This window comes from Paenarthrobacter sp. NPDC089307, assembly GCF_040685055.1.
Lineage (GTDB): Bacteria > Actinomycetota > Actinomycetes > Actinomycetales > Micrococcaceae > Arthrobacter.
Genome location: NZ_JBFBHE010000001.1, coordinates 669,905 through 692,212 on the forward strand (window position 1 = coordinate 669,905; position 22,308 = coordinate 692,212).

The following is a 22,308-nucleotide window of genomic DNA, read 5'->3' on the forward strand; positions in this document are numbered from 1 at the left end:
ATCCTTTATAGCTGTGTGTCCGTGCAGGTCGACGGCCACTCATGGTTGGCTGCCATAGGCATCCCCACGCCGCTCAGTCGATGGCCAACCTGAAAACCCTCTAGACCATTTCCGCATTAAAAAGAGAGTTCATACGTGGCTAATATCAAGTCCCAGAAGAAGCGCATCCTCACCAACGAGAAGGCTCGCCTGCGCAACAACGCAGTCAAGTCCGAGCTGAAGACGGCCATCCGCGCCGTCAACACCGCCGTTGAGTCTGCTGACAAGGATGCTGCTGGAACTGCGCTTGCTGCTGCCAGCCGCAAGCTGGACAAGGCTGTCAGCAAGGGCGTTATTCACAAGAACAACGCTGCAAACCGCAAGTCGGCGATCTCCAAGAAGGTCAACGCACTCTAAGGTTTTTCCAGTTCGACTGAGCTGATCAAAAGGCCGGCACCTATTGGTGCCGGCCTTTGGGTTTAACAGACGGTGTTCCCGAGATCAGCTTCGTGTCCAGCGTCAGCGACGACTGGCCGAGGTGGCGATCACCGTCACGGCATGCTCCACTGCGTAGACCGGATCGCGCGACTCACCCTTGACCTGGGCGTCCGCCTCGGCAATGACCTGGATGGAGCGGATCAGGCCCTCGGGCGTCCACCGACGTACATCACGCTGCGCCTGCTCTACCAGCCACGGCTGCATTCCCAGGTTCTTTGCAATGGTTGCCGGCGACCCGTTTGCCCCGGCCACCTTGGCCAGTGTCCGAAGCTTGGCGGCAAGGGCCGCCACCAGTGGAACGGGATCGACGCCGGTTGCCAGTGCGTGCCGAAGCGTGGACAGTGCCACTGGCCCGTTGCCGGCCATGGCGGCGTCAGCAACCTTGAATGCTGTGGCTTCCACCCGGCCCCCGTAGTACCGCTCCACGGTTTCCGCCGTCACAGCGGTAGTGGCATCGGCGATGAGCTGGCCGCACGCTGAGGCGAGCTCTGAAAGATTGGCTCCGACGGCGTTCACCAACGCCTGGACAGCTTCCCCGTCGATGCGGCGTCCGCCCGCTTTGAACTCCGAGACGACGAAGGCAGTCTTCTCCGCATCCTTCTTCAGGGGCTGACACTCGATGACCGGCCATCCTCCAGCCTTCACAGCATCAAGGAGTTTCTTGCCGCGCACCCCTCCGGCATGGCGGAGGACGAGGACAACGTCCTGATCTGGATGCTTCAGGTAGGCCATGCCGTCTGCCAGGAATGCGTCATTCATGGCCTCAAGGCCCTCGACCTCGATCAGCTTGCCCTCGCCGAAGAGGGACGGAGTGACGGTCATCGCCAGCGTGCCCGGCTCATAGGAGCCAGCGTTAAGGCGGCTAAGCTCCACATCGGGCATCACGGTCCGTACCTGCGTACGAATCCGATCCATGGCACGGATACCGAGGTATTCTTCCGGCCCGGTGATCAACACTACGGGGGCCGGGTTCGCGTCCCGCCAGCTGACGTTGTTCGCCGCGGCGCTCTTGGCCCGGGTGTTTTGGGCAGCAGCCACTGGTGTTTCCTTCCGGACGGTTCCTTGCAGATATCAAGTCTGCCATGCCTTGGCCGCGACATGTGCTCCAGGAACGCCACTACTCCGCCGTGCAACGTCAGCACACGAGCCAGAACCAGCTGGGGACGCAGCGACATCCAGACCACCAAGATGGTAACTGCCGAGCAAACCACCATGGCGACAACACCTGCAGGGCCCTCGGCCCACGGCAGCGCGGCTCCGGGCAAGCCCGCGAAAAACCTGGCCACGCCCGCTACCGCCTCGGCACAACCACCGGCGACAGCAACAGGTGCCACCGCCAACCATGGCGCCAAGGCTGTGAACGGCACGGCAATCGTCCCCAGAATGGTCACCGGGGCCACCAATGGACCGGCCACCACATTGGCGATGAATGCGTATGGCGTAAATTGCGGTTGGAGTGCCACGATGACCGGTCCGCATAACAGCTGGGCTGAGAGGGGAACGGCCACCCCGGCAGCGATCCATCTGGGAACCAAGCCGGGTATCCACGATGCAATGCGGCTGGCCAGCAGCACAATGCCCAGCGTTGCCAGGACAGACAGGAGAAACCCCACATTCGCCGCCATGGAAGGGTCAAGCAGCAAAAGAATCGTTGTCGCCAGGCAAAGGAACGTCAGGGAACGCCCCCGCAGGCCGCCGGTCATGGCAGCCAAGCCCACGGCCCCCATGACCGCGGCCCGCAGGACACTGGGATCCGGACCGACCATGACCACAAATCCTGCCAGGCCGCATGCAGCGAATGCTCCGGCCAGCGGGCGCGACAACCGGAGGGACCGGGCCAGCAAGATGAATCCCCCAAGCACGAGGCTGCAGTTGGCACCACTGACCGCGGTTAAATGTGTCATTCCGGTCGTCTTCATGTCAGCTTCGAGGCTCTCCGGCAGGGCGCTGGTGTCTCCCGTGACCATCCCCGGCAAGAGCCCGGCCGCGTCCGGAGGCAACCACTTTGCTGCTCTGCCAAAGGCAATCCTGAGTTGCCCTCCCAATTGCCGGACATCGAATTGTGAGCGGATCAAGACCGGCGCCGACGACGCCGAGAGAAGGGCCGCCTGGGTCTGCCCGTCCCGGACTTCCTTCAGGATCCCCGTGGTTCTGACCAGCTCACCGGGCCGCACCCTTTTCCATGCCTCATCGCCTGTCACCAGCACATCGGCGCTTCCCCGCGTGACAGTGCCCTTCGACGTGACTTCCTGCAATGACGCCGCCACAGTCCACCGTGATCCACCTGAATGACCTGGGACGGGTGCTTGACTGGGACTTCCCGTGACCATGAGCTGGATGAGGACTCCGTCGTTTTCCGCTGTTGCGTGTGCCAAAGGCCCGTCCTCACGTTGGCTGGCCACGGCCGCGCACTGAACTGCCACTGAAGCGGCCATGAAACTGGCCACAGCAAGGGTCGCAGATATTGTCCGGGCGCGGATCCGGGAGGACTGCCGCCGACGCCCTGTAAGCACGAAGGCTGCGCCCGCAATGGCCAAAAGGCCAGCTGTCGTCCACGAAAAGCCAGCTGCATTGAGCGTGCCCAGCAGGGCCGCTCCCCACGCCATGATGACGGTGGGCACCAGCCTGAGGTCGATCCTCTTGACGGGTCCCTTTTCGGCAGCACCGTCAGCCACCTTGCACCGTCACAAGATCCTTCAGCGATTCCATCAGCTTGGGCCCGATACCATCGACGGCGTCGAGCTCATCCACGGACGTAAACGCTCCATGCTCTTTTCGCCAATCCACTATGCGTTGTGCCGTGACCGGCCCGATCCGAGGCAGCGTTCCTAGCTCCTCAAGCGACGCTGTGTTGATATTTACCTTGGCGCCAGCCACCGTTTGGCCTGTTGCTCCGCTGGTACTGGTGGACCCGGCCCCTGCGCCCGCCAGGGGTGTGGGGCCGGGAGGGGGCACCTCTCCGACGACGGGAACGTACAGCTTGGATCCGTCGGTGAGAACTTCCGCTAGGTTGAGGGCGGTGAGGTCGGCATCGGGCACCGACCCACCGGCTGCAGCAATGGCTTGAAAGACGCGACTCCCCTGCGGCAGGGAAACAACCCCCGGTTTGCTTACTGCCCCAGCTACATGAACCACCACCACGCCCGTCCCCCCTTCTGCGGACGGAGCAAGGGCACCCGGGGACTGTACAGGTTCCGTTTCCTGGGCTGAGGAGTCAGCGCCATCCGAAACGCTGGACGACGCTGACGGAGCCAGGGGCTCAGACGTCGGCAAGCCGTCCGTGAGCTGCCAGAAATGCCACGTAATCAGCGCGGCACCCACCACCGCAACGAGCAACGCGACCCGCCAGGATGTGCGCCAACGCAACCGTGCGCCGGATGGACCTAAAGGGGCCTGCCCTGCGAACAAGGAATCCAAATCGTCAACGGCTGAGCCCGGAGCTGCAGTTTCCGCCAAATCCAACAGCGGTTGGTTCCCGGGGCCAGGGATCATTCGGGCGGCGAATCGCTCCCGCGCGGCCTGTGCGGCGGCATCTTGGGATAGGTCCCCGTTCCGGCGTGGCATGAACCGAGCCTACGGCCGGCCAAACGGCACCTGGGCATGAATCCATGGCTATGTGGATAACCCGGCCGGGGACTTCACCCCGCTGGAGTGCTGCTCTCCCCTACAATGACGGCCAGGACTCCGAGCCCGGCATGTGCGGCCAGGACGGCCGGCAGGGCACTGATTTGGGGGGCCGGGCAGTCCGGACAGGTTTCGTTCAGGCGGGCCGCAAGGGCTTCCGCCTCGATCTGGTTACCGAAATGGTGCACAGCCAAACGTTGCTGGCCAGCCGGACGGGACGCTACGTCGGCAGCAACGATCTCCTCGAGGCGGGCGATGGCGCGCACAGCGGAACGTACCTTTTCGAGCGGGACGATCTTGCCGCCGTCGACCGCCAGGATGGGCTTGATGGCCAGGACTGTCCCCAGCAGCGATGCCGCCGCCCCGATGCGCCCACCCCGCCTCAACTGCTCGAGGCTGGGGACATAAAAGTAGACCTTGGTGCGTTCCATCCGCTGCTCGGCGAAGCCCCGGACTTCTGCCGCTCCCTGCCCGTCGGCGGCTGCAACGACAGCACTTTGGACGCCCATCCCTTGGGCCATGCCTACTGTGCGGGAGTCGACGACTTCCACAGGAATGGAGACGCGTGCCGCGGCGAGCCGGGCGGCGTCGGCCGTTCCGGAGAGTTCGGACGAAATATGAATTGAGACCACGGCCTCAAAACCACGTCTCTGGGCAGCGAGATAGGCCTGCTCGAACTGCCCCGGTGAAGGACGGGAGGTTTTGACCGACGCTCCCGAAGCCAGCGCCAGCGACAACGTTTGGGTGATGTCGTCTTCGCCCTCGCCGTAGATCTCGTTCCCCACCATTACGGGCATCGGAACAACGGCCAGGCGCCCGTCGGCACTGAAGGCCGACACCCAGTCCGCAGGCAGCGCGGCGGCGGAGTCGGTGACAACAGCCGTCTTGACGACGGCGGCAAGTGGCTCGTCAGCGGCAGGAACCGGCGCGGTGGGTTGGCGGAGTCGCGCCACCCTGTCCTTGAGCCAAATCCACGCTGGCGGTTCTCGCTCGGGCACACAACCTCCAAAGATCATGGCTGGCCGCCGGCACACTGCCGGCGGCCTCACTGTCCCTGCTAGGCAGGAACGATGTTCACCAGTTTAGGTGCACGCACAATCACTGTCCGGATGCCGCGGCCGTCCAATGCACGCTGGACGTTTTCCGACGCCAAAGCGAGCTCACGGAGTTCGTCTTCGGTAACGCCGGGCGAGACCTCGAGCCGGTCGCGGACCTTGCCCTGGACCTGAACCACGGCAGTGACGGTTTCCTGCACCAGCAATGCCTCGTCATGCTTCGGCCAACCGGCGTTTGCTACGGAAGCCGGGTGGCCCAAAGCGCTCCAGAGGTCCTCGGCGGTGTAGGGAGCGAACAGGCTCAGGATGACCGCAACAGCCTCGACTGCCTCGCGGACGGCGGGGTCCGCCGCTCCTGCACCGGAATCGATGGTCTTGCGCGTAGCGTTGACCAATTCCATGAGCCGGGCAACCACGACGTTGAACTTGTTGTTGTCCAGGAGCTCAGCGGCGTCAGCGATGGTCTTGTGGGTCACGGTGCGCAAGGCCCGGTCACCAGTGGCCGGATCCACGCCCGGCTCGCTGCTGACGTCCTGGCCGAGGCGCCAGGCACGTGCCAGGAATTTGGCCGAGCCCGACGGCGAAACATCCGCCCAGTCGACGTCGTCTTCCGGTGGGGAGGCAAAGACCATGGTGAGGCGGACAGCGTCGACGCCGAACTTGTCCAACTGCTCGCCCAAATCGACGCCGTTACCGAGGGACTTGCTCATGGCCTTGCCGCCGTTGAGCACCTGGCCCTGGTTCAGGAGCGCCGAGAACGGCTCGTCGGTTTCGATCAGGCCGATGTCCTTGATGACCTTGGTGAAGAACCGTGCGTACAGCAGGTGCAGGATGGCGTGCTCCACGCCGCCCACGTACTGGCCCACCGGCATCCACTCGTTGATCTTTTCTGGATCAAAGGGACCCTCGGTGTAGTCAGGCGAGACGAAGCGCAGGAAGTACCAGGACGAATCCACGAACGTGTCCATGGTGTCGGTATCACGCTGGGCAGCACGGCCGCAGTTGGGGCACTCAACGTTGACCCATTCGACGGCGGCGGCCAGGGGCGATGTCCCCTTCGGGGCCAACGCCTCGCCACGCAGGTTATCGGGCAGCCTGACGGGCAGCTGGTCGTCGGGGACGGGGACCTCGCCGCACTCACCGCAGTGGATGATGGGGATGGGGGTGCCCCAGAAGCGCTGGCGGCTCAACAGCCAGTCCCGCAGCCTGAAATTGACGAACTTCTCGCCGGTTCCGAGCTTTTCCAGAATCTGGATGGCAGCCGGGATGGCTTCGGCCTTGGACAGTCCGTCCAGTTCGCCGGAGTTCTTCAGCGTCCCCTCGCCAGCGCTGGCCACGCCGGTCTCGGCAGGATCCTCTCCCCCGGTTTCCAGGACAGCGCGCACCGGCAGATCGAAGGCCTTGGCAAAGTCGAGGTCGCGCTGGTCGTGGGCTGGCACGGCCATGATGGCGCCGGTGCCGTAGTCGGCCAACACGTAGTCTGCGGCCCACACCGGCAGCTTTTCGCCGTTGAGCGGGTTGATGGCATATCGGCCCGTGAAGACGCCGGTCTTCTCACGCTCCGTGGACTGCCGTTCGATCTCCGAGAGGGCCTTGACCTTCTCGCGGTAGGCCATGAGTTCGTCGTGCTGCTCCGGGGTCACCAGGTCCAATGCCAGGTGCGCGTCGGCGGCAACAACGAAGAACGTAGCGCCGTACAGGGTGTCCGGACGGGTAGTGAACACGGTGACTTCACGTTCGGGACGCTCGTCGGTGGCTTCGATGACGAATCGGACGTGGGCACCCTCGGAGCGGCCGATCCAGTTGCGCTGCATGGCCAGCACGCGCTCAGGCCAGTGGCCCTGCAGCTGGTCCATGTCCTCGAGCAGGCGGTCGGCGTAGTCGGTGATCTTGAAGTACCACTGGTTCAGGGACTTCTTGGTGACCGGCGTGCCACAGCGCTCACAGGCGCCGTTGACGACCTGCTCGTTTGCCAGGACGGTGAGGTCCTTGGGGCACCAGTTGACCGGGGAGTCCTTGCGGTAGGCCAAACCGCGCTCGTAGAAGCGCTTGAACAGCCACTGGGTCCAGCGGTAGTACTCGGGATCCGAGGTGTGGAGACGGCGGGACCAGTCCGCGGAGATGGCGTAGCGCTTGAACGACGCCGCCTGGGTGTCGATGTTCGCGTAGGTCCACTCGCTGGGGTGTGCGTTGCGCTTGATGGCAGCATTTTCGGCGGGCAGGCCGAAGGAGTCCCAGCCGATCGGATGCAGGACGTCGAAGCCCTTCTGGCGGAGGTAACGCGCCACGACGTCGCCCATCGCGAACGCTTCGGCGTGGCCCATGTGAAGGTCGCCGGAAGGGTAGGGGAACATGTCCAGGACGTAGCGGCGTTCACGCGAACCGTCGTCGGCAGGCGTGAAGACTTTGAGGTCTTCCCAGACCTGCGGCCACTTGGCTTCCATGGAAGCGAAGCTGTAGACGCCTTCTTCAGGCGCTTCGGCTGCCGCTGTCTGTGCTGTTCCGGTCTCTGTCTCCGGCTGAACGCTCACTGCTGCCCTCTTCTGTTCTTCGATGGCGGTATTTACCTCCTGCTGCGCTCCGGATAACCCCGGACACACAAAAGCCCCTCAACAATGGAGGGGCGGCCGCACGGCTGTAAAGGCCGGGCGGCTAGCTAAGCAGAAGGATCGCACGCATACCAATACCTTACCCCACCAAACCCATGGGCTGGGTGTAAGACGGGCGCGCGCCAAAAGAGGTTCCGGGGACTGCCCGCCATGGTGTGGTGGGCACCGCGAAGCGGGCGGGCGGGAGTCCCCGGAACCTCTGTCGGGAGATGGCTACTTCACGTCTTCGTCGACCCAGTCCATGGACTTTGTTACGGCCTTCTTCCACAGACGCAGCTGGCGCTCCTGCTCTTCTGCCGGCAGCTGCGGCTCCCAGCGCTTGTCCTCGTTCCAGTTGGCGCTGAGTTCACCCAGGTCCTTCCAGAATCCGACAGCCAGGCCTGCCGCATAGGCAGCACCCAACGCCGTGGTTTCCACGACCTTCGGGCGCACAACGGGTACGCCGAGAATGTCGGCCTGGAACTGCATGAGTGCCTCATTGGCGACCATGCCGCCGTCGACCTTCAACTCGGTCAGCGGAACGCCCGAGTCGGCGTTGACGGCGTCGAGTACCTCGCGGGTCTGGAAGGCGGTAGCCTCCAGCGCCGCACGCGCGATGTGGCCCTTGTTGGCGAAGCGCGTGAGGCCAACGATGGCGCCACGTGCGTCCGCCCGCCAGTACGGTGCGAAAAGGCCGGAGAAGGCGGGGACGATGTAGACGCCGCCGTTGTCCTCCACCGCCGCGGCCAGTTCCTCCACCTGCGGGGCGGAACTGATCATGCCGAGGTTGTCGCGCAGCCACTGGATCAGGGAACCCGTAACGGCGATGGAACCTTCAAGGGCGTAGTGGGGCTTGTCGTCTCCCAGCTTGTAACCGAGCGTGGTGAGAAGACCGTTCTTGGAGTGGACGATTTCCTCGCCGGTGTTGAAGATGAGGAAGCAGCCCGTACCGTAGGTGTTCTTGGCTTCACCAGGCTGGAAGGCGGCCTGCCCGAACGTTGCGGCCTGCTGGTCGCCCAGGATGCCGGCCACGGGGGTCTCGCGCAGCAACTGCGAGGTGTGGACCTGCCCGTAGACCTCGGAGGAGGACTTGATGGTGGGCATCATGGAGGCCGGAACACCGAAGACGTCCAGGATTTCCTGGTCCCACTGCAGGGTCTCAAGGTCCATGAACAGGGTGCGCGAAGCGTTGGTGACGTCGGTGACGTGCACTCCGCCGTCGACGCCGCCGGTCAGGTTCCAGAGGACCCACGCGTCGGTGTTGCCGAACAGGAGGTCGCCCGCTTCGGCTTTCTCACGGGCACCGTCCACGTTGTCCAGGATCCACTTGATCTTGGTACCGGAGAAATAGGTGGCCAAGGGAAGGCCGACCTTCTGTTTGAACCTCTCCAGCCCGCCGTCCTTTGCCAGTTCATCGACGATCGGCTGCGTACGGGTATCCTGCCAAACGATGGCGTTGTAGACGGCTTCGCCGGTGTTCTTGTCCCAAACCACGGCGGTTTCGCGCTGGTTGGTAATGCCGACGGCGGCGATATCGTGCCGGGTCAGGTTCGCCTTTGACAGGGCCGAGGCAATGACCTCGCGGGTGTTGTTCCAGATTTCCGCGGGGTTGTGCTCAACCCAGCCTGCCTGCGGGAAAATCTGCTCGTGTTCCATCTGGCCGGTGGACACGATGTTCCCTGAGTGGTCAAAGACGATGGCGCGGGAGCTGGTGGTGCCCTGGTCAATGGCGATGACGTATTGGTTCATGGTGACGTCCTTGTCTGGTGTTGTTGGTTACTCAGTGGTCTGCGGGGTGCGGATAAGGGAGCTTGTCGTTCAGGATCAGCCGGCGAGGGCAGGCATGATGCCGGGTACCAAAAGACCCACAAGCCCGGCAAGGGCACCGCCAACCAGCGGCCCTACGACGGGGACCCAGGAGTAGGCCCAGTCGCTGGAGCCCTTGCCCTTGATGGGAAGGACGGCGTGGGCGATACGCGGGCCGAGGTCACGTGCCGGGTTGATGGCGTAACCAGTGGGACCGCCGAGGGATACACCGATACCGACAACCAGCAACGCAACTGCCAGCGGGCCGAGGCCCGAAGGCGTTCCTCCGAAGGTCAGGATGACGAAGACCAGGACGAAGGTGCCGATGATCTCGGTGATGAGGTTCCACGGGGTGGAGCGGATGGCCGGTCCGGTGGAGAAAGTGCCCAGCTTGTTCGCTGCCAGGGGCTCTTCATCGAAGTGCTGCTTGTAGGCGAGCCAGCAAACCACTGCGCCAAGGAAGGCACCAAGCAGTTCACCACCGAAATACGTCAGGGTTGAACCGAAGGTCACTGCAACATCCGGAGCGTACTCGCCCTTTCCGTTGACCAAAAGGCCCAACGTGACAGCCGGGTTGAGGTGCGCACCGGACTTTGCGGCCACGAAAACGCCCGCGAAGACCGCGATCCCCCAGCCCCATGTCACCATCAGGAAACCAGCGTTGTTGCCCTTGGTGCCTTTGAGCGCAACGTTGGCCACGACGCCGCAACCCAGCAGGGTCAGCATCATGGTTCCGAATACTTCGGAAAGGAAAACAATTCCAAGAGACATCTTTGACTCCTCTATCTTCTGTTGTCAGCCTCTTCGCGGGTGAAGAGGTTGTTGGGACGGTTCCGTTGTCTCCGGAACCGTCCGATGGTGGTTTCAGGCCACCAAGCTGTGCACGTCAACCTTGTGGAAGCGCTGCAGGACCTCCTGCGCGTGGTGGATTTCGGCCTCACGCGTTGCTGCGTCCCAACCGAGGGGTTCGGACAGGGCTGCGGCGATCTCGTTGAGGAGCTCCCCTGTGACCAGGCCGCGGAACGCAAGTGATGTCCTTCGGATGAGCACGTCGACCAGGTGCCCGATCTGCTCGTGCTCGGCCATGAAAGCCAGCTCACGGACACTGAGTTCGCGGGTTGACCTCAGCGGTTGGTCCTGGCCGGCGTTGAGGTATTCGATGACGGCTTCGGCCCGTGTCCCATAGCGCGTCAACAGAACGGCGACCCGGTCAGCATCCAGGCCCGGGCCCATGTGCTTCTTGATCCATTCCTGTTCGCCCTGCTCGGTGTCCGGGAATCCGGCGCCGCCGCCGATGGCGAGTTTCGCCGTCGAGACCTTGCGCTCCATGCCCAGTTCGCGCAGGACGTCATTGGTCATGTGTTCGGCCAGCGCGCGGAAGGTTGTCCACTTGCCGCCTACCAGGCTGAGTACGACGGCGGCCTTGCCGCCTGGGGTGGGCACGGCGTCGTTTCCGGTGCGGACGTTGCGTTCGATGCGGTAGTCGCGGGAGACGAATCCCGGCTGGGTCTCGTCATGACGGGGCAAAGGACGCACGCCGGCAAAGCTGTAGACGATCTGGTCACGTTCGACCTTGATGGTGGGGAACACATGGCCGACGAGGTCGAAGAAGTAGTCGATTTCTTCTTCGGTGCAGACGGCGTCTTCGGACATATCGGCATCCACGTCAGTGGTTCCGACCAATACGCGGTCACCCATGGGATAGATCAGCACGATGCGGCCATCGGTGTGCTCGAAGAAGATCTCCCGGCCGTTGCACGCTGCGAGCAGTTCGGGATGGTCCAGGACGATGTGGGAACCCTTGGTGCCGCCCATGAACTTGCTGGCAGCGCCCATGGCCTGGTTGGTGAGGTCTACCCACGCACCTGTGGTGTTGACGATGACATCGGCCTGGAAGTCGAATTCCTTGCCGGTCAGTTCGTCACGGAGCCGGACGCCGTCAGTTCCCATGGATACGAGCGAGACGTAGTTGCTGGCTCGCGCGCTTCCACCCGGCAGCCCGGCCCCGCGGCCAGCCTTTTCGCCATCCTGCAGGACGTCCAAGGTCAAGCGCTCCGGGTTGTGAACGGAGGCATCAAAGTAGGTTGCCGCGTACTTGATGCCGGAGTGCAACTTGGGCAGCTCGGCGAGGGCGCGGGTCCGGCCGCGGAATTGGTGGCGGGGAACGCTTCCGCCATCACGGGAGAAGAAGTCGTACATGCTCAGGCCCACCTTGATCAGGAAGGCGCCGCGTTCCTTGGGCTTGCCCTGCTTGTGGGTGAGGAAGCGCGTGGGAGCGGAAAGGATTCCGGAGAACGTACTGAAGATCGGAATGGTGGTCTGCAGCGGCTTCACGTAGTGGGGGGCGATCCGGAGCAGCCTGTTGCGCTCCACCACGGACTCCTGGACAAGGCGGAATTCGCCGTTCTCGAGGTAGCGGATGCCGCCGTGGATCATGTGCGACGAGGCACCACTGGCACCCTGGCAATAATCGCCGCGCTCCACGAGGGCTACGTCGACGCCCTGAAGTGCCAGGTCCCGGAAAGTTCCGACACCGTTGATGCCACCGCCGATGATCAGTACCTTGGCCGTAGGCCGCTCCTGAAGTGCGACGACTGAGTCGCGCTGCTGGGCGTGCTGTGAGGTACCGGAAATCCTGTTGTGTCCCAAAACTGCTCCCTTGGGCTTGGTTCGTGCGCCGCGCCACTCGCTGCTGCACCGTTCACCACTAATCTTGCGAAGGTGGAAAATGGAGTCAAGCTATTTGCACAAACGTGCAGTAAGGAAATGAGATGGCACGATCACGTCACTCGGACGCACTCCGGGCTGCACAAATGTATTACTTGCAGGACCTGACAATGGATGCGATCGCCCGCGAACTGCGGACGTCCCGGTCCACTGTCTCCAGGCTCCTGTCCTCGGCTCGGGAAACCGGCTTGGTGCAGGTCCAGATCCGCAGTCCGTTCGACACCGGACCCGAGTTGGAAAGCCAGATCCGGAACCAATACGGTGTGGACGTCCATGTGGTTCCGGTGCTGGACACGCTCAACGAAGCAGAGACCCTGGACCGCGTGGCCATGCAGGCCGCCCGGACCATAGGACCCCTGGTGGACTCCAACGCCATCATCGGCGTGGCCTGGGGTGCGACCCTCAGCGCCGTCAGCCGGCACCTCACCCGGAAGGTGACCCACGACAGCATCGTGGTCCAGCTGAACGGGGCCGGAAACATGCAAACTACCGGCATCACCTATGCCAGTGACATCATGCGGCGCTTCGGCAGCGCCTACGGTGCACGGGTTGAACAGTTCCCTGTTCCCGCCTTTTTCGATCACGCTGCCACCAAGACCGCCATGTGGAATGAACGAAGCGTTCAACGGATCCTTGATCTGCAGGCACGCATGAGCATTGCAATTTTCGGCGTGGGTTCGGTCGATTCGGACTACCCGAGCCACGTCTATGCCGGCGGTTACCTCGATGAACGGGACCTCACCATGCTGGCAGCCGATGACGTGGTGGGCGATGTCGCAACGGTCTTTTTCCGGAGCGATGGATCCTCCGACGGCATTACCCTGAACGAACGCTCCACCGGGCCCAGCCACGAGCAACTCAGGCAGGTCAGGCGGCGCATCTGCGTGGTGTCGGGTGCCTCAAAGATCAACGGGCTCCAGGGCGCATTGGCGGCGGGCCTGGCCACCGACCTCATCCTGGATGAGGCCTCGGCCCGGCGCCTTGTCAGTTTCAACGGCCACGCCTGAAGCAATCGTGCAGGTAATGGGTAGAGTCGTTGCTATGAGATCCCCTGCCCCGCTGACCTTGAACAACGGCGTCACCATGGAACGTCTGGGATTCGGCCTCTACAAAGTTCCCCCCAAGGATGCGGAGGTCTTGGTGTCAACCGCCCTGGGCGAGGGGTACAGGCGCTTTGACACTGCCGCGATGTACGGCAACGAGGTTGGACTGGGCCGTGCCTTGGGCGGCGCGGTGGGCGATGCGGCACGCGCCAACGGCAGCACAGGGGGTTCCGGCGAGTACCTGCACACTCTTGCCCGGGAGGACCTCTTCGTCACCACCAAGGTCTGGAACGATGACCACGGTTACGATCCCACGCTCCGGGCCTTCGATACTTCCATTTCGAATCTGGGACTCGATTATGTGGATCTCTACCTCATCCACTGGCCATGCGCCGGACGCGGGCTTTTTGCGGAGACATACAAGGCGCTGGAAACCCTCTACAGAGAGGGCAAAGTACGGGCGATCGGAGTGTCCAACTTCCAACCCGGACATCTGGACGAGCTGATGCAGACTGCCGAAGTGGTGCCCGCAGTGAACCAAATCGAGTTGCATCCCTGGCTGCAGCAGGGCAAGCTGCGGCTCCTGCACCAACAGCTGGGCATCGCCACGGAAGCATGGAGCCCCCTTGGCCGCGGCCAGGTGCTTGCGGACCCGGCGATCATCGCGCTGGGAGGCAAGTACAACCGCACGCCCTCCCAGATCATCCTCCGTTGGCACCTTCAGTTGGGCAATCTGGTCATCCCCAAAGCCAGCTCCGCGGACCGGATCAAGGAAAACCGACAAGTCTTCGATTTCGAACTCGACGCAGCCGACATGGACGGCATCGCCGGACTGGAACGCCACCATCGAACGGGTTCGCACCCTGACAACGTAAATTAGGAACGACCGAATGGACACAGTGGACACCGGGCACTCCCCCAGAGGCGCACAGGCCCCCGGCGAATTTTTCAGCAAAGAACTGCCAGGACGGACCCATGCCTCCGACGTGCAGGTGGACGGCAGCAACGTGGCGTACTGGACCTACGAACCGGTGTCTGCAACAGCCGCCACACGGACCATCCTGGTCATCCACGGTTTCCGCGGCGACCACCACGGATTGGTGCGCGTAGCCGACCAGCTTCCGGAGATGCGGCTCATCATGCCGGACCTTCCCGCTTTTGGAAGCTCGGAGCCTTTCGTCGGTGATGAACACACGGTTGAACGGTACGGAGACTTCATCGCAGCCTTCATGGCTGCGCTTGACCTTGGCCCCGACACGGTGTTGCTGGGACATTCCTTTGGCTCGATCGTTGCGAGCCACTTTGCGGCGACACATCCGGGCACGGTTTACCCCCTGATCCTGATCAACCCCATTGCAGCGCCGGCGTTGGAAGGTCCCAAGGGCATCATGACCAAGCTCGCGGTTTTGTATTACCAGGTCTCCACCAAGCTCCCGCGCCGCGTGGGCCTGGCTGTCCTCAGAAACCGGGCGATCGTTCGGATCATGAGCATCACCATGGCCAAGACCAAAGACAAAAACCTTCGTCGTTTCATCCACGGCCAGCACGACGCCTACTTCAGCGCGTTTGCCGACAGGAAGAGCCTGCTTGAATCCTTCAAGGCTTCAGTGTCGGGCAACGTCGCGGAGGTCGCCGGGCAACTGCGCCTGCCAGTACTGCTTGTCGCCGGCGAGAAGGACGAGATAGCCACGCTTCCCAGCCAGCACAAACTCATGAAGCGCCTGCCGGAGGCAAAGCTGGAAGTGATTCCCGACGTCGGGCATTTGATCCACTACGAAACCCCGGTCCCCGCAGCGGCCGCGATCCGCACCTTCCTGGAGGAACACCCCGCGTGAAAATTGTCATCGACGCCCGCTTTACCAGAACGGACCACCACGATGGCATCAGCCGTTACGGTTCCAGCCTCATAGCCGCAACGTCGAAACTCGCGGACGTCACCATGCTGATCAGCGACAAGCGCCAGCTCGCCCTGCTGCCTGACGTCCCCTACGTGATGGTCAACAGCCCGCTTTCTCCGATGGAGCTGTTCGTGGCACGCAAGGTCAACCCGCTGGGCGCTGATGTGGTGGTGTGCCCCATGCAGACCATGGGCACCCTGGCACGCAAGTACGGGCTGGTCCTCACCCTCCACGACCTCATCTACTACGAGCACCCGGCTCCCCCCGGCTTCCTGCCGGCCCCGGTCCGCCTCCTGTGGAGGCTGTACCACAAGGCGTTTTGGCCACAGCGGCTCCTGTTGAACCGCGCGGACGTCGTAGCCACGATCAGCCACACGACCGAAGCCCTTATGGCCAAGTACAGGCTCACCAAACGGCCCGTCCGGATTGTCGGGAACGCCCCGCAGCCAGGGCAAACACCACGTGATGCCGGTGCCGGCGCCGACAAAACGCTGTTGTACATGGGTTCGTTCATGCCCTACAAGAACGTGGAAACCATGATTCGCGGCATGGCCGGACTGCCGGATTACACCTTGCACCTGCTGAGCCGAATCACTCCCGAGCGCCGGGCAGAGCTGGAGGCCATTGTTCCCGAAGGGGCCAAGGTCATCTTCCACAACGGTGTAACCGATGCGGAGTACGACGAGCTCCTGCTACGGGCCACCGCCCTTATCAGCCTTTCCCGGGCGGAAGGATATGGCCTGCCCCTGGTCGAGGCCATGGCCTTGGGAACTCCAGTGATTGCCAGCGATATCCCGATCTTCAGGGAAGTGGGCGGGAACGCCGTCAGCTACGTCGACCCGGGATCGCCCTCGGAATTCGCTGCCGCCGTTACTGCCCTTGGTGATGATGAGTTGTGGCAGCAGCGCTCCCGCAGCTCCGTGGAGCGTGCATCGGCGTTCAACTGGGACGACTCGGCACGCCAACTGCTCGCTGCGGCGGAGGAGGTCGTTGCCCTCCGGCTCAACAGGGCCTAGAGGACGTCGACCCCGTCCAGGCGCAGCTGGACGGGCCCAGCGGTGCGCTTGGCCGCACTGGCAACCTTCACGGCACGCATCGCACGCGTAGCTTCCCCAGCATCGGAATAGGGAATGAAGTACAGCAGGCGCTCGTCGACTTCCTCTTGGCCGGCACTTGAAGGGGCGCCGCTGAACAGCTGCAGGGGCGCCGGGCCGGCCTTGCGAAGCCGCGTCCCCAAGGAGGTGCCGGCCTCGAAGGCGTCAGCAAAGTGCCCGACGTCGGCCCTTGATCCCGTTATCGAAGCCACCCGCACGGCGGGCGGCAGCTGAAGCTCCTTGCGCAGGGCCAGCTCACGCGAGGCATAGCCTGCGGCGTCCCATCGCAACAACGCGCCGGTGGCCGAAGTGTCGTCGGCAGTGATGACCACCAGGCCACCCTCGCCCGCGGGTTTCACCAACGAGGCCGCGTTGAACCAGCGACGCACGGTATCTTCTCCCGCGCGGAGGTTTTCACGCCGAAGCAGCGAATTTCCATCCAGCAGCAAAGCCGCGGAGTAACCGTGCGGGGCAACGGGCTCGGCGCCCACTGTGGCTACCACCAACGCGGGGGCATCGGGCACGGTTGCCTTGATCTTCTCGCCGGAGGAAGTCACCACGGCTTTACCGGGAAAAGCGCGCCCCAGTTCCTCCGCCGTCCGCATGACCCCCGTCGCGCCCCTTCGCAACCGGGTGTCGTTGCAGTGCGTGCAGCGCCATTGTGGGGCCGGGGTGGAGCACCAACGGCAGGTGGGGATCGCCGAGCTTCCGGAGACCGCCAGCGGCCCCTGGCAGGCGTTGCAGCGGGCCAGCTCCCTGCACGTCTGACACACCAAGGAAGGCGCGTACCCGGCGCGGGCAACCTGGACCAGCACCGGACCACGTTCGAGCCCCTCCTTGGCTGCACGCCATGCTGCGCCCGGCAGCCGGGCAATACGTGCCAAAGGGTCACGTTCCTGCTCGAAGCTGTCGGCCGTATTGAGAACGCGGGGCACGGTGGAACGGACAATGCTTCGTGGCGCTTCAATCGGTACCGCCCAACCCAGTTCCACCAGGCGTTGCAGCTCAGTGCTGCGGCTGTGCGAAACCATCAGGCACGCGGCGTTCTCCTGCTCCGTACGCAAGAGCAGGACTTCCCGTGTGTGCGCATAGGGAGCCCGTTGCTCAATGTGGAGGTCATCACCGTCATCCCAGCACACCACCAGGCCAAGGTCCTTGACGGGTGCATAGGCTGCAGAGCGGGTGCCGATGGCAACTCCTGCCGAACCGCTCAACAGCCGTAGGAAGTTTCGGTAACGCGGCGTTTGGCCGTCATCCGCGGTCAGGCGTGCGACGTCGGACAGGGGCAGGACCTCTGCCAATGCCGCTTCCAGCCGTTCCAGGTCCCTGTAGTCAGGGACCACCACAATGGCACCTCGCCCGGAGGACCTGACCGCGGCTACCGCAGTGGCGACCATTTCCGGCCAGCCATCGGGGCCGAAGCCTTGTAGTGCGGTCAGGACGGCATTGGGCGAGCCCCCTCCGGCCAGGTGTTGGAGATAGGGGGTGCCGTTGTTGTACCGGCTCCATGCCTGGGCAGAAGACAGCTCCTGCGGATGGGGTTCGGTATCGCTATCAGGCTGCAGCCCCCCACCGAGCAGTTCCTTTTCCACCCTGGCTACCCGTGGAGGAATGGCGGAGCGCAGGACATCGCTGAGGGTGCCGGCGTAGCGGGCGGCGACATTGCCGGCCAGGGTGGCGATAGCAGGGCTAAGGACCGCTACCGGCGAAATTACCTTATGCAGGGGCGTCAATGGCGACGCGGCATCAGAGGCTTCGAGCCGGTCAAGAATGTATCCGTTCAGTTCCTGGCCGTTGAATTTCACCTTGACGCGGACCCCTGGCGCCGCTTCCTCGGAGAGTTCAGCGGGCACACTGTAATCAAACGGCCTGTCCAGATGAGGCAGGGGGGACTCCAGCATCACACGGGCCACGGGGAGCTGCGTGGCCAAGGGTGGCCCCTGGACGGGCGGCCGGTCCGGGAAGCCCTGCAGCAGCGATGGTTGAAGCAATGACGGCTGGGCCTCCTGGCCTGCCATGCCCTTCACCTCCACCTCGTCATGCGGAATCCACCAAACCCGACAATAATTCCACCGCAGCCAACAATGCAGATGCCCGCAGCGGGAGTCCCGCTGCGGGCATCTCTCTTGCTACAGCCAACCATGAACCTCCGACAAAACAACACCGGGCAGGTCCAGGGACGACATCAGGCGTTGAAGTATTCCTTCAGGTCCGCCACCCGGTCCAACCGCTCCCACGTGAAGTCGGGTTCGTCGCGGCCGAAGTGCCCATGGGCTGCCGTCTTGGCGTAGATGGGGCGCTTGAGGTCCAGGGCATCGATGATGGCGCGGGGACGGAGATCGAAGAGTTCATTAATCGCTTCGCTGATGCGTGCCGGATCGACAGTCTCCGTACCAAAGGTCTCAACGTACGTTCCGACGGGCCGTGCCTGGCCAATGGCGTAGGCGATCTGGATCTCGGCGCGCTTGGCAAGGCCCGCAGCCACAACGTTCTTGGCAACCCAGCGCATGGCGTAGGCAGCTGAACGGTCCACCTTGGACGGGTCCTTGCCGGAGAACGCTCCACCGCCGTGGCGGGAGAATCCGCCATAGGTGTCCACGATGATCTTGCGTCCTGTCAGGCCCGCGTCCCCTACCGGTCCGCCAATGACGAAGGCACCGGCGGGGTTCAGGATGTTGGCCGTGCGGGAGAGGTCGAGGTTTGACGCCGCCAGCACGGGATCGATCACGTAGCTTGCGAGGTCCGCGCGGAGCTGGTCCAGGCCCGCTTCCTCTGCATGCTGGCTGGAGATGACAACCGTTTCAACCGAAACCGGCCGGTCGCCGTCGTACCCTACCGTTACCTGCGTCTTGCCATCGGGCCGGAGGTAGGCGAGTTCGCCGTTCTTGCGGACTTCGGTGAGGCGTTCCGACAGGCGGTGGGCAAGCCAGATGGGCGTTGGCATGTACGAGGCCGTCTCATCACTGGCGTAACCGAACATGATGCCTTGATCGCCTGCACCCTGGAGGTCGTAGTCGTCCTCCTGGCGTCCTTCACGGGCTTCAAGCGAGTTGAAGACGCCGCCGGCAATGTCGTTCGACTGCTGCCCGATCGAGACAGACACACCGCAGCGGGCACCATCGAAACCATTGGCCGAGGAGTCGTAGCCGATCCCCAGGATGGTCTCGCGGACAATCTGCGGAATTTCAACGTAAGCGTCAGTGGTGACCTCACCGGCAACGTGCACCAGGCCCGTGGTGGCCATGGTCTCAACGGCCACGCGGGACTCAGGATCCGCGGCCAGCAACGCATCAAGAATGGAGTCGCTGATCTGGTCGCAGATCTTGTCCGGGTGCCCTTCGGTAACCGACTCGGAGGTGAAGAGACGGAGCTTGGACGGGGTGCCATGGTGTTCATGGTGCAGCGGTAAAGTCACTCGACCACCTTACTGGGTTGCGGGATCACGGCATCTGCCGTGTGTCCCTTTGCTAAGAATTCGGGGGTGGGCTCAGTCACGTGGCCGGGAAGACCCGCACGAGCTCGGCACCGACACGATCAACGACAGCGGCAGCAACGTCCGCCTTGGATCCGGCAGCGGACTGCGGCTCAGCTCCGTGGCCGGACAGGATGACCACCGAGTTCTCGTCCTGCCCGAAGACGCGTCCGACACCTACCTGGTTGACTACGAGAAGGTCGCAGCCCTTGCGTTTGAGCTTGGCCGCTGCATGCTCCAGGACATCGCCCTGGGCGTCCCCGGTTTCTGCCGCGAATCCGACAATCAGCTGCTGGCCACCCTCGGCATCGCGCCTCTGCACAAGCTCGTGCAGGATGTCCGGATTCCGGACCAGGCGCACCAGCGGCGCGTCCTCGCCGTCGACCTTTTTGATCTTGGTGTCCGAGACCTCTGCCGGACGGAAGTCGGCAACGGCCGCCGCCATGATGACGACGTCGGAACCTACTGCCGCTTTCAGCGCTGCCTCGCGCAGTTCCAAGGCTGACTCAACGCGGACAAGCTCGACGCCGGCGGGCGGCTCCACATCCATGTGCGCAGCCAGGAAACGGACCGTGGCTCCTGCAGCCATGGCAGCGGCAGCCAGCGCGGCGCCCTGCTTGCCCGAAGAGCGGTTGCCGAGGAACCTGACCGGGTCCAGCGCTTCCCTGGTTCCACCTGCCGAAATCGTGACGGTACGGCCCGAGAGCGATCCGTGGATGGACGGCGGCGTGGTTCCTTCGGCTGTGCCCGATGCCTCCGCCAAAGCCATTGCGGCCGCGTAAATCGCCTCCGGCTCGGGCAGGCGTCCAGGACCTGAGTCTGAACCGGTGAGGCGTCCTGAAGCAGGTTCCAGAACTGTAACGCCACGGCTACGGAGTGTCTCCACGTTTGCCTGCGTTGCTGCGTGCTGCCACATTTCAGTGTGCATTGCAGGTGCGAAAAGCACGGGCCCATGGGCCATCAGCAGGGTGTTGGTGAGGAGGTCGTTCGCTTGTCCGGTGGCGGCCTTGGCCAAGAGATCGGCAGTAGCGGGAGCAATGACGATCAGGTCGGCTTCGTGCCCCAAGCGGACATGGTTGACCTTCTCGACGTCGTCGAAGACGCTGTTGCTCACCGGGTTGCCGGAGAGGGCCTCCCAGGTGGCGACCCCGACAAAGCGGGTTGCTGCCTCCGTGGGGATGACCGTCACCTTATGGCCGGCTTCAGTAAAAAGCCGGAGGAGCGATGCAACCTTGTAGGCTGCAATCCCTCCCCCGACTCCGAGGACTATGCGCACGTGACCTCCGTCAACAGGCAGTCTGTTTTATTCTGCAGGCTCGATCGGCGTGGAAACCAGAAGGCCTTCGTTGATTTCGCGCAGGGCGATCGAAAGGGACTTCTCGTTCAGCTTGGTGTCGACCAGCGGGCCGACGTACTCGAACAGGCCCTCGTGCAGCTGAGCGTAGTAGGCGTTGATCTGGCGGGCACGCTTGGCGCCGAAGATCACCAGGCCGTACTTCGAATCGGCAGCCTCAAGCAGCGAATCGATCGGCGGGTTGATGATGCCTTCAAGGTTCGTGGACACGAATTCTCCAAATTCTAGCGGGCCAACAAAAAGGCGCTTTAGCGCCCGTGCGGGGTAAGCCCCATGAGTGAAACAAGCTCGTCCGCTGCCCGGCGAACGTCGTCATTAATGACGGTGTGGTCAAACTCCGGTTCAGCAGCAAGTTCCAGTTTAGCGGTTTCCAGCCTCCGCTGCTGTTCCTCGGGAGTTTCGGTGCCGCGCCCCACCAGCCGCCGGACCATTTCGTCCCAGCTCGGCGGTGCCAGGAAGACGAAGTTGGCGTCGGGGACAGCCGCCTTGACCTGCCTCGCACCCTGGAGGTCGATTTCCAGCAGGACGGACTTGCCCTCGGCGATCGCCGCATTGACGGTGCTGCGGAGGGTGCCGTAGCGGTTCTGTCCGTGGACCACGGCCCATTCCAGCAATTCGCCGTCAGCCACCAGGGCGTCGAACTCTTCGGCTGACTTGAAGAAGTAGTGGACACCATCTTTTTCGCCCGGACGGGCCGCCCGGGTAGTGGCCGACACCGAAAGCCAAACCTCTGGATAGTTGTCCCTGATGTAGGTGGATACGGTTCCCTTGCCAACGGCAGTGGGGCCTGCAAGGACGGTCAGTCCAGGATTCTTGCTCACGGATTCCTTCGGGGAAATGCGTCAAACGCTTTGTTGGGTATCCATAAAATCTACCAGCGCTTGCGCCTGGTGGATTCCCAACCCCCTGATGCGCCGGGATCCTGCGATTCCGATATCAGCCATGATCCCGGCGGCCCTGACAGGTCCGATGCCTGGCAGGGCTTCCAGCAACTCCACTACCCGCATCCGTGCGATCGCTTCGTCGGTGGCGCCCGAGGAGATCAACTCCGCGATGCTCACTTCTCCGCGCTTGAGCTTCTCCTTGGCGGCAGCCCGGACTGCGCGGGCCTTGGCCGCCTTCTCCAACGCATCGGCACGTTCTTGCGGTGTCAGCTCTTTAAGGCCCACT

General features: G+C 63.4%; 19 protein-coding genes. 5 read left to right on the forward strand and 14 right to left on the reverse strand.

Annotated features, from left to right (window positions below; genetic code table 11):
• The first annotated feature begins 135 nt into the window (after positions 1 to 135).
• The gene (gene rpsT / locus AB0N72_RS03055) at positions 136 to 396 is read left to right on the forward strand and encodes a 30S ribosomal protein S20 (RefSeq protein ID WP_207593645.1); all 261 of its coding nucleotides are present in this window, start codon (positions 136 to 138) and stop codon (positions 394 to 396) included.
• A 102-nt stretch (positions 397 to 498) separates the two neighbouring features.
• On the opposite strand, the gene holA is transcribed toward rpsT, so the two are convergent.
• The 8 genes from holA to AB0N72_RS03095 all read right to left on the reverse strand — a co-directional run bounded on the left by holA (position 499) and on the right by AB0N72_RS03095 (position 12,199).
• Positions 499 to 1,515, reverse strand: a complete 1,017-nt coding sequence (gene holA / locus AB0N72_RS03060; protein WP_363931839.1) for a DNA polymerase III subunit delta — start codon at positions 1,513 to 1,515, stop codon at positions 499 to 501.
• The gene (locus AB0N72_RS03065; RefSeq protein WP_363931838.1) at positions 1,434 to 3,152 is read right to left on the reverse strand and encodes a ComEC/Rec2 family competence protein; all 1,719 of its coding nucleotides are present in this window, start codon (positions 3,150 to 3,152) and stop codon (positions 1,434 to 1,436) included. Before AB0N72_RS03065 ends, holA begins: the two co-directional genes overlap by 82 nt.
• Positions 3,145 to 4,041 (reverse strand): ComEA family DNA-binding protein, encoded by an 897-nt coding sequence (locus tag AB0N72_RS03070; RefSeq protein WP_363931837.1) that lies wholly within the window; start codon positions 4,039 to 4,041, stop codon positions 3,145 to 3,147. Before AB0N72_RS03070 ends, AB0N72_RS03065 begins: the two co-directional genes overlap by 8 nt.
• Positions 4,042 to 4,115: 74 nt before the next feature.
• Positions 4,116 to 5,150, reverse strand: coding sequence for a DegV family protein (locus AB0N72_RS03075; RefSeq protein ID WP_363931836.1), 1,035 nt, complete (start codon positions 5,148 to 5,150; stop codon positions 4,116 to 4,118).
• Positions 5,151 to 5,158: 8 nt separating this feature from the next.
• On the reverse strand, positions 5,159 to 7,687 hold the full coding sequence (gene leuS / locus AB0N72_RS03080) for a leucine--tRNA ligase (RefSeq protein ID WP_363931835.1): 2,529 nt from the start codon (positions 7,685 to 7,687) through the stop codon (positions 5,159 to 5,161).
• Positions 7,688 to 7,978: 291 nt separating this feature from the next.
• Complete coding sequence (glpK, locus tag AB0N72_RS03085; protein WP_363931834.1) at positions 7,979 to 9,493, reverse strand: glycerol kinase GlpK; 1,515 nt, start codon at positions 9,491 to 9,493, stop codon at positions 7,979 to 7,981.
• Between the two features lie 75 nt (positions 9,494 to 9,568).
• Positions 9,569 to 10,321, reverse strand: a complete 753-nt coding sequence (locus AB0N72_RS03090) for an MIP/aquaporin family protein (protein WP_274262826.1) — start codon at positions 10,319 to 10,321, stop codon at positions 9,569 to 9,571.
• 93 nt (positions 10,322 to 10,414) lie between these two features.
• Positions 10,415 to 12,199, reverse strand: a complete 1,785-nt coding sequence (locus AB0N72_RS03095; protein WP_363931833.1) for a glycerol-3-phosphate dehydrogenase/oxidase — start codon at positions 12,197 to 12,199, stop codon at positions 10,415 to 10,417.
• Positions 12,200 to 12,321: 122 nt separating this feature from the next.
• Here AB0N72_RS03095 and AB0N72_RS03100 point away from each other — a divergent pair, with 122 nt between their 5' ends.
• From AB0N72_RS03100 to AB0N72_RS03115, 4 genes are read left to right on the forward strand one after another with little or no spacing between them, the layout of a single operon-like run.
• The gene (locus AB0N72_RS03100) at positions 12,322 to 13,284 is read left to right on the forward strand and encodes a sugar-binding domain-containing protein (RefSeq protein WP_363931832.1); all 963 of its coding nucleotides are present in this window, start codon (positions 12,322 to 12,324) and stop codon (positions 13,282 to 13,284) included.
• Between the two features lie 34 nt (positions 13,285 to 13,318).
• The gene (locus AB0N72_RS03105) at positions 13,319 to 14,200 is read left to right on the forward strand and encodes an aldo/keto reductase (protein ID WP_363931831.1); all 882 of its coding nucleotides are present in this window, start codon (positions 13,319 to 13,321) and stop codon (positions 14,198 to 14,200) included.
• Between the two features lie 10 nt (positions 14,201 to 14,210).
• A complete protein-coding gene (locus AB0N72_RS03110) occupies positions 14,211 to 15,155 on the forward strand; it encodes an alpha/beta hydrolase (protein ID WP_363931830.1) in 945 nt (314 codons plus the stop codon).
• Positions 15,152 to 16,234 carry a glycosyltransferase family 1 protein gene (locus tag AB0N72_RS03115; protein WP_363931829.1) on the forward strand — a complete coding sequence of 361 codons (1,083 nt, stop codon included), beginning with the start codon at positions 15,152 to 15,154 and terminating at the stop codon, positions 16,232 to 16,234. The genes AB0N72_RS03110 and AB0N72_RS03115 overlap by 4 nt, the downstream gene beginning before the upstream one ends.
• Here the strand turns inward: AB0N72_RS03115 and AB0N72_RS03120 are convergent.
• The 6 genes from AB0N72_RS03120 to mihF all read right to left on the reverse strand — a co-directional run bounded on the left by AB0N72_RS03120 (position 16,231) and on the right by mihF (position 22,307).
• Positions 16,231 to 18,330, reverse strand: a complete 2,100-nt coding sequence (locus tag AB0N72_RS03120) for a primosomal protein N' (RefSeq protein ID WP_363931828.1) — start codon at positions 18,328 to 18,330, stop codon at positions 16,231 to 16,233. The genes AB0N72_RS03115 and AB0N72_RS03120 overlap by 4 nt on opposite strands.
• Positions 18,331 to 18,497: 167 nt before the next feature.
• On the reverse strand, positions 18,498 to 19,727 hold the full coding sequence (metK, locus tag AB0N72_RS03125) for a methionine adenosyltransferase (protein ID WP_363931827.1): 1,230 nt from the start codon (positions 19,725 to 19,727) through the stop codon (positions 18,498 to 18,500).
• A 76-nt stretch (positions 19,728 to 19,803) separates the two neighbouring features.
• Positions 19,804 to 21,060 (reverse strand): bifunctional phosphopantothenoylcysteine decarboxylase/phosphopantothenate--cysteine ligase CoaBC, encoded by a 1,257-nt coding sequence (coaBC, locus tag AB0N72_RS03130; RefSeq protein WP_363931826.1) that lies wholly within the window; start codon positions 21,058 to 21,060, stop codon positions 19,804 to 19,806.
• 27 nt (positions 21,061 to 21,087) lie between these two features.
• Complete coding sequence (rpoZ, locus tag AB0N72_RS03135; protein WP_017197559.1) at positions 21,088 to 21,348, reverse strand: DNA-directed RNA polymerase subunit omega; 261 nt, start codon at positions 21,346 to 21,348, stop codon at positions 21,088 to 21,090.
• A 38-nt stretch (positions 21,349 to 21,386) separates the two neighbouring features.
• On the reverse strand, positions 21,387 to 21,959 hold the full coding sequence (gene gmk / locus AB0N72_RS03140) for a guanylate kinase (protein WP_363931825.1): 573 nt from the start codon (positions 21,957 to 21,959) through the stop codon (positions 21,387 to 21,389).
• A 21-nt stretch (positions 21,960 to 21,980) separates the two neighbouring features.
• On the reverse strand, positions 21,981 to 22,307 hold the full coding sequence (mihF, locus tag AB0N72_RS03145) for an integration host factor, actinobacterial type (RefSeq protein WP_363931824.1): 327 nt from the start codon (positions 22,305 to 22,307) through the stop codon (positions 21,981 to 21,983).
• Position 22,308: the final 1 nt, after the last annotated feature.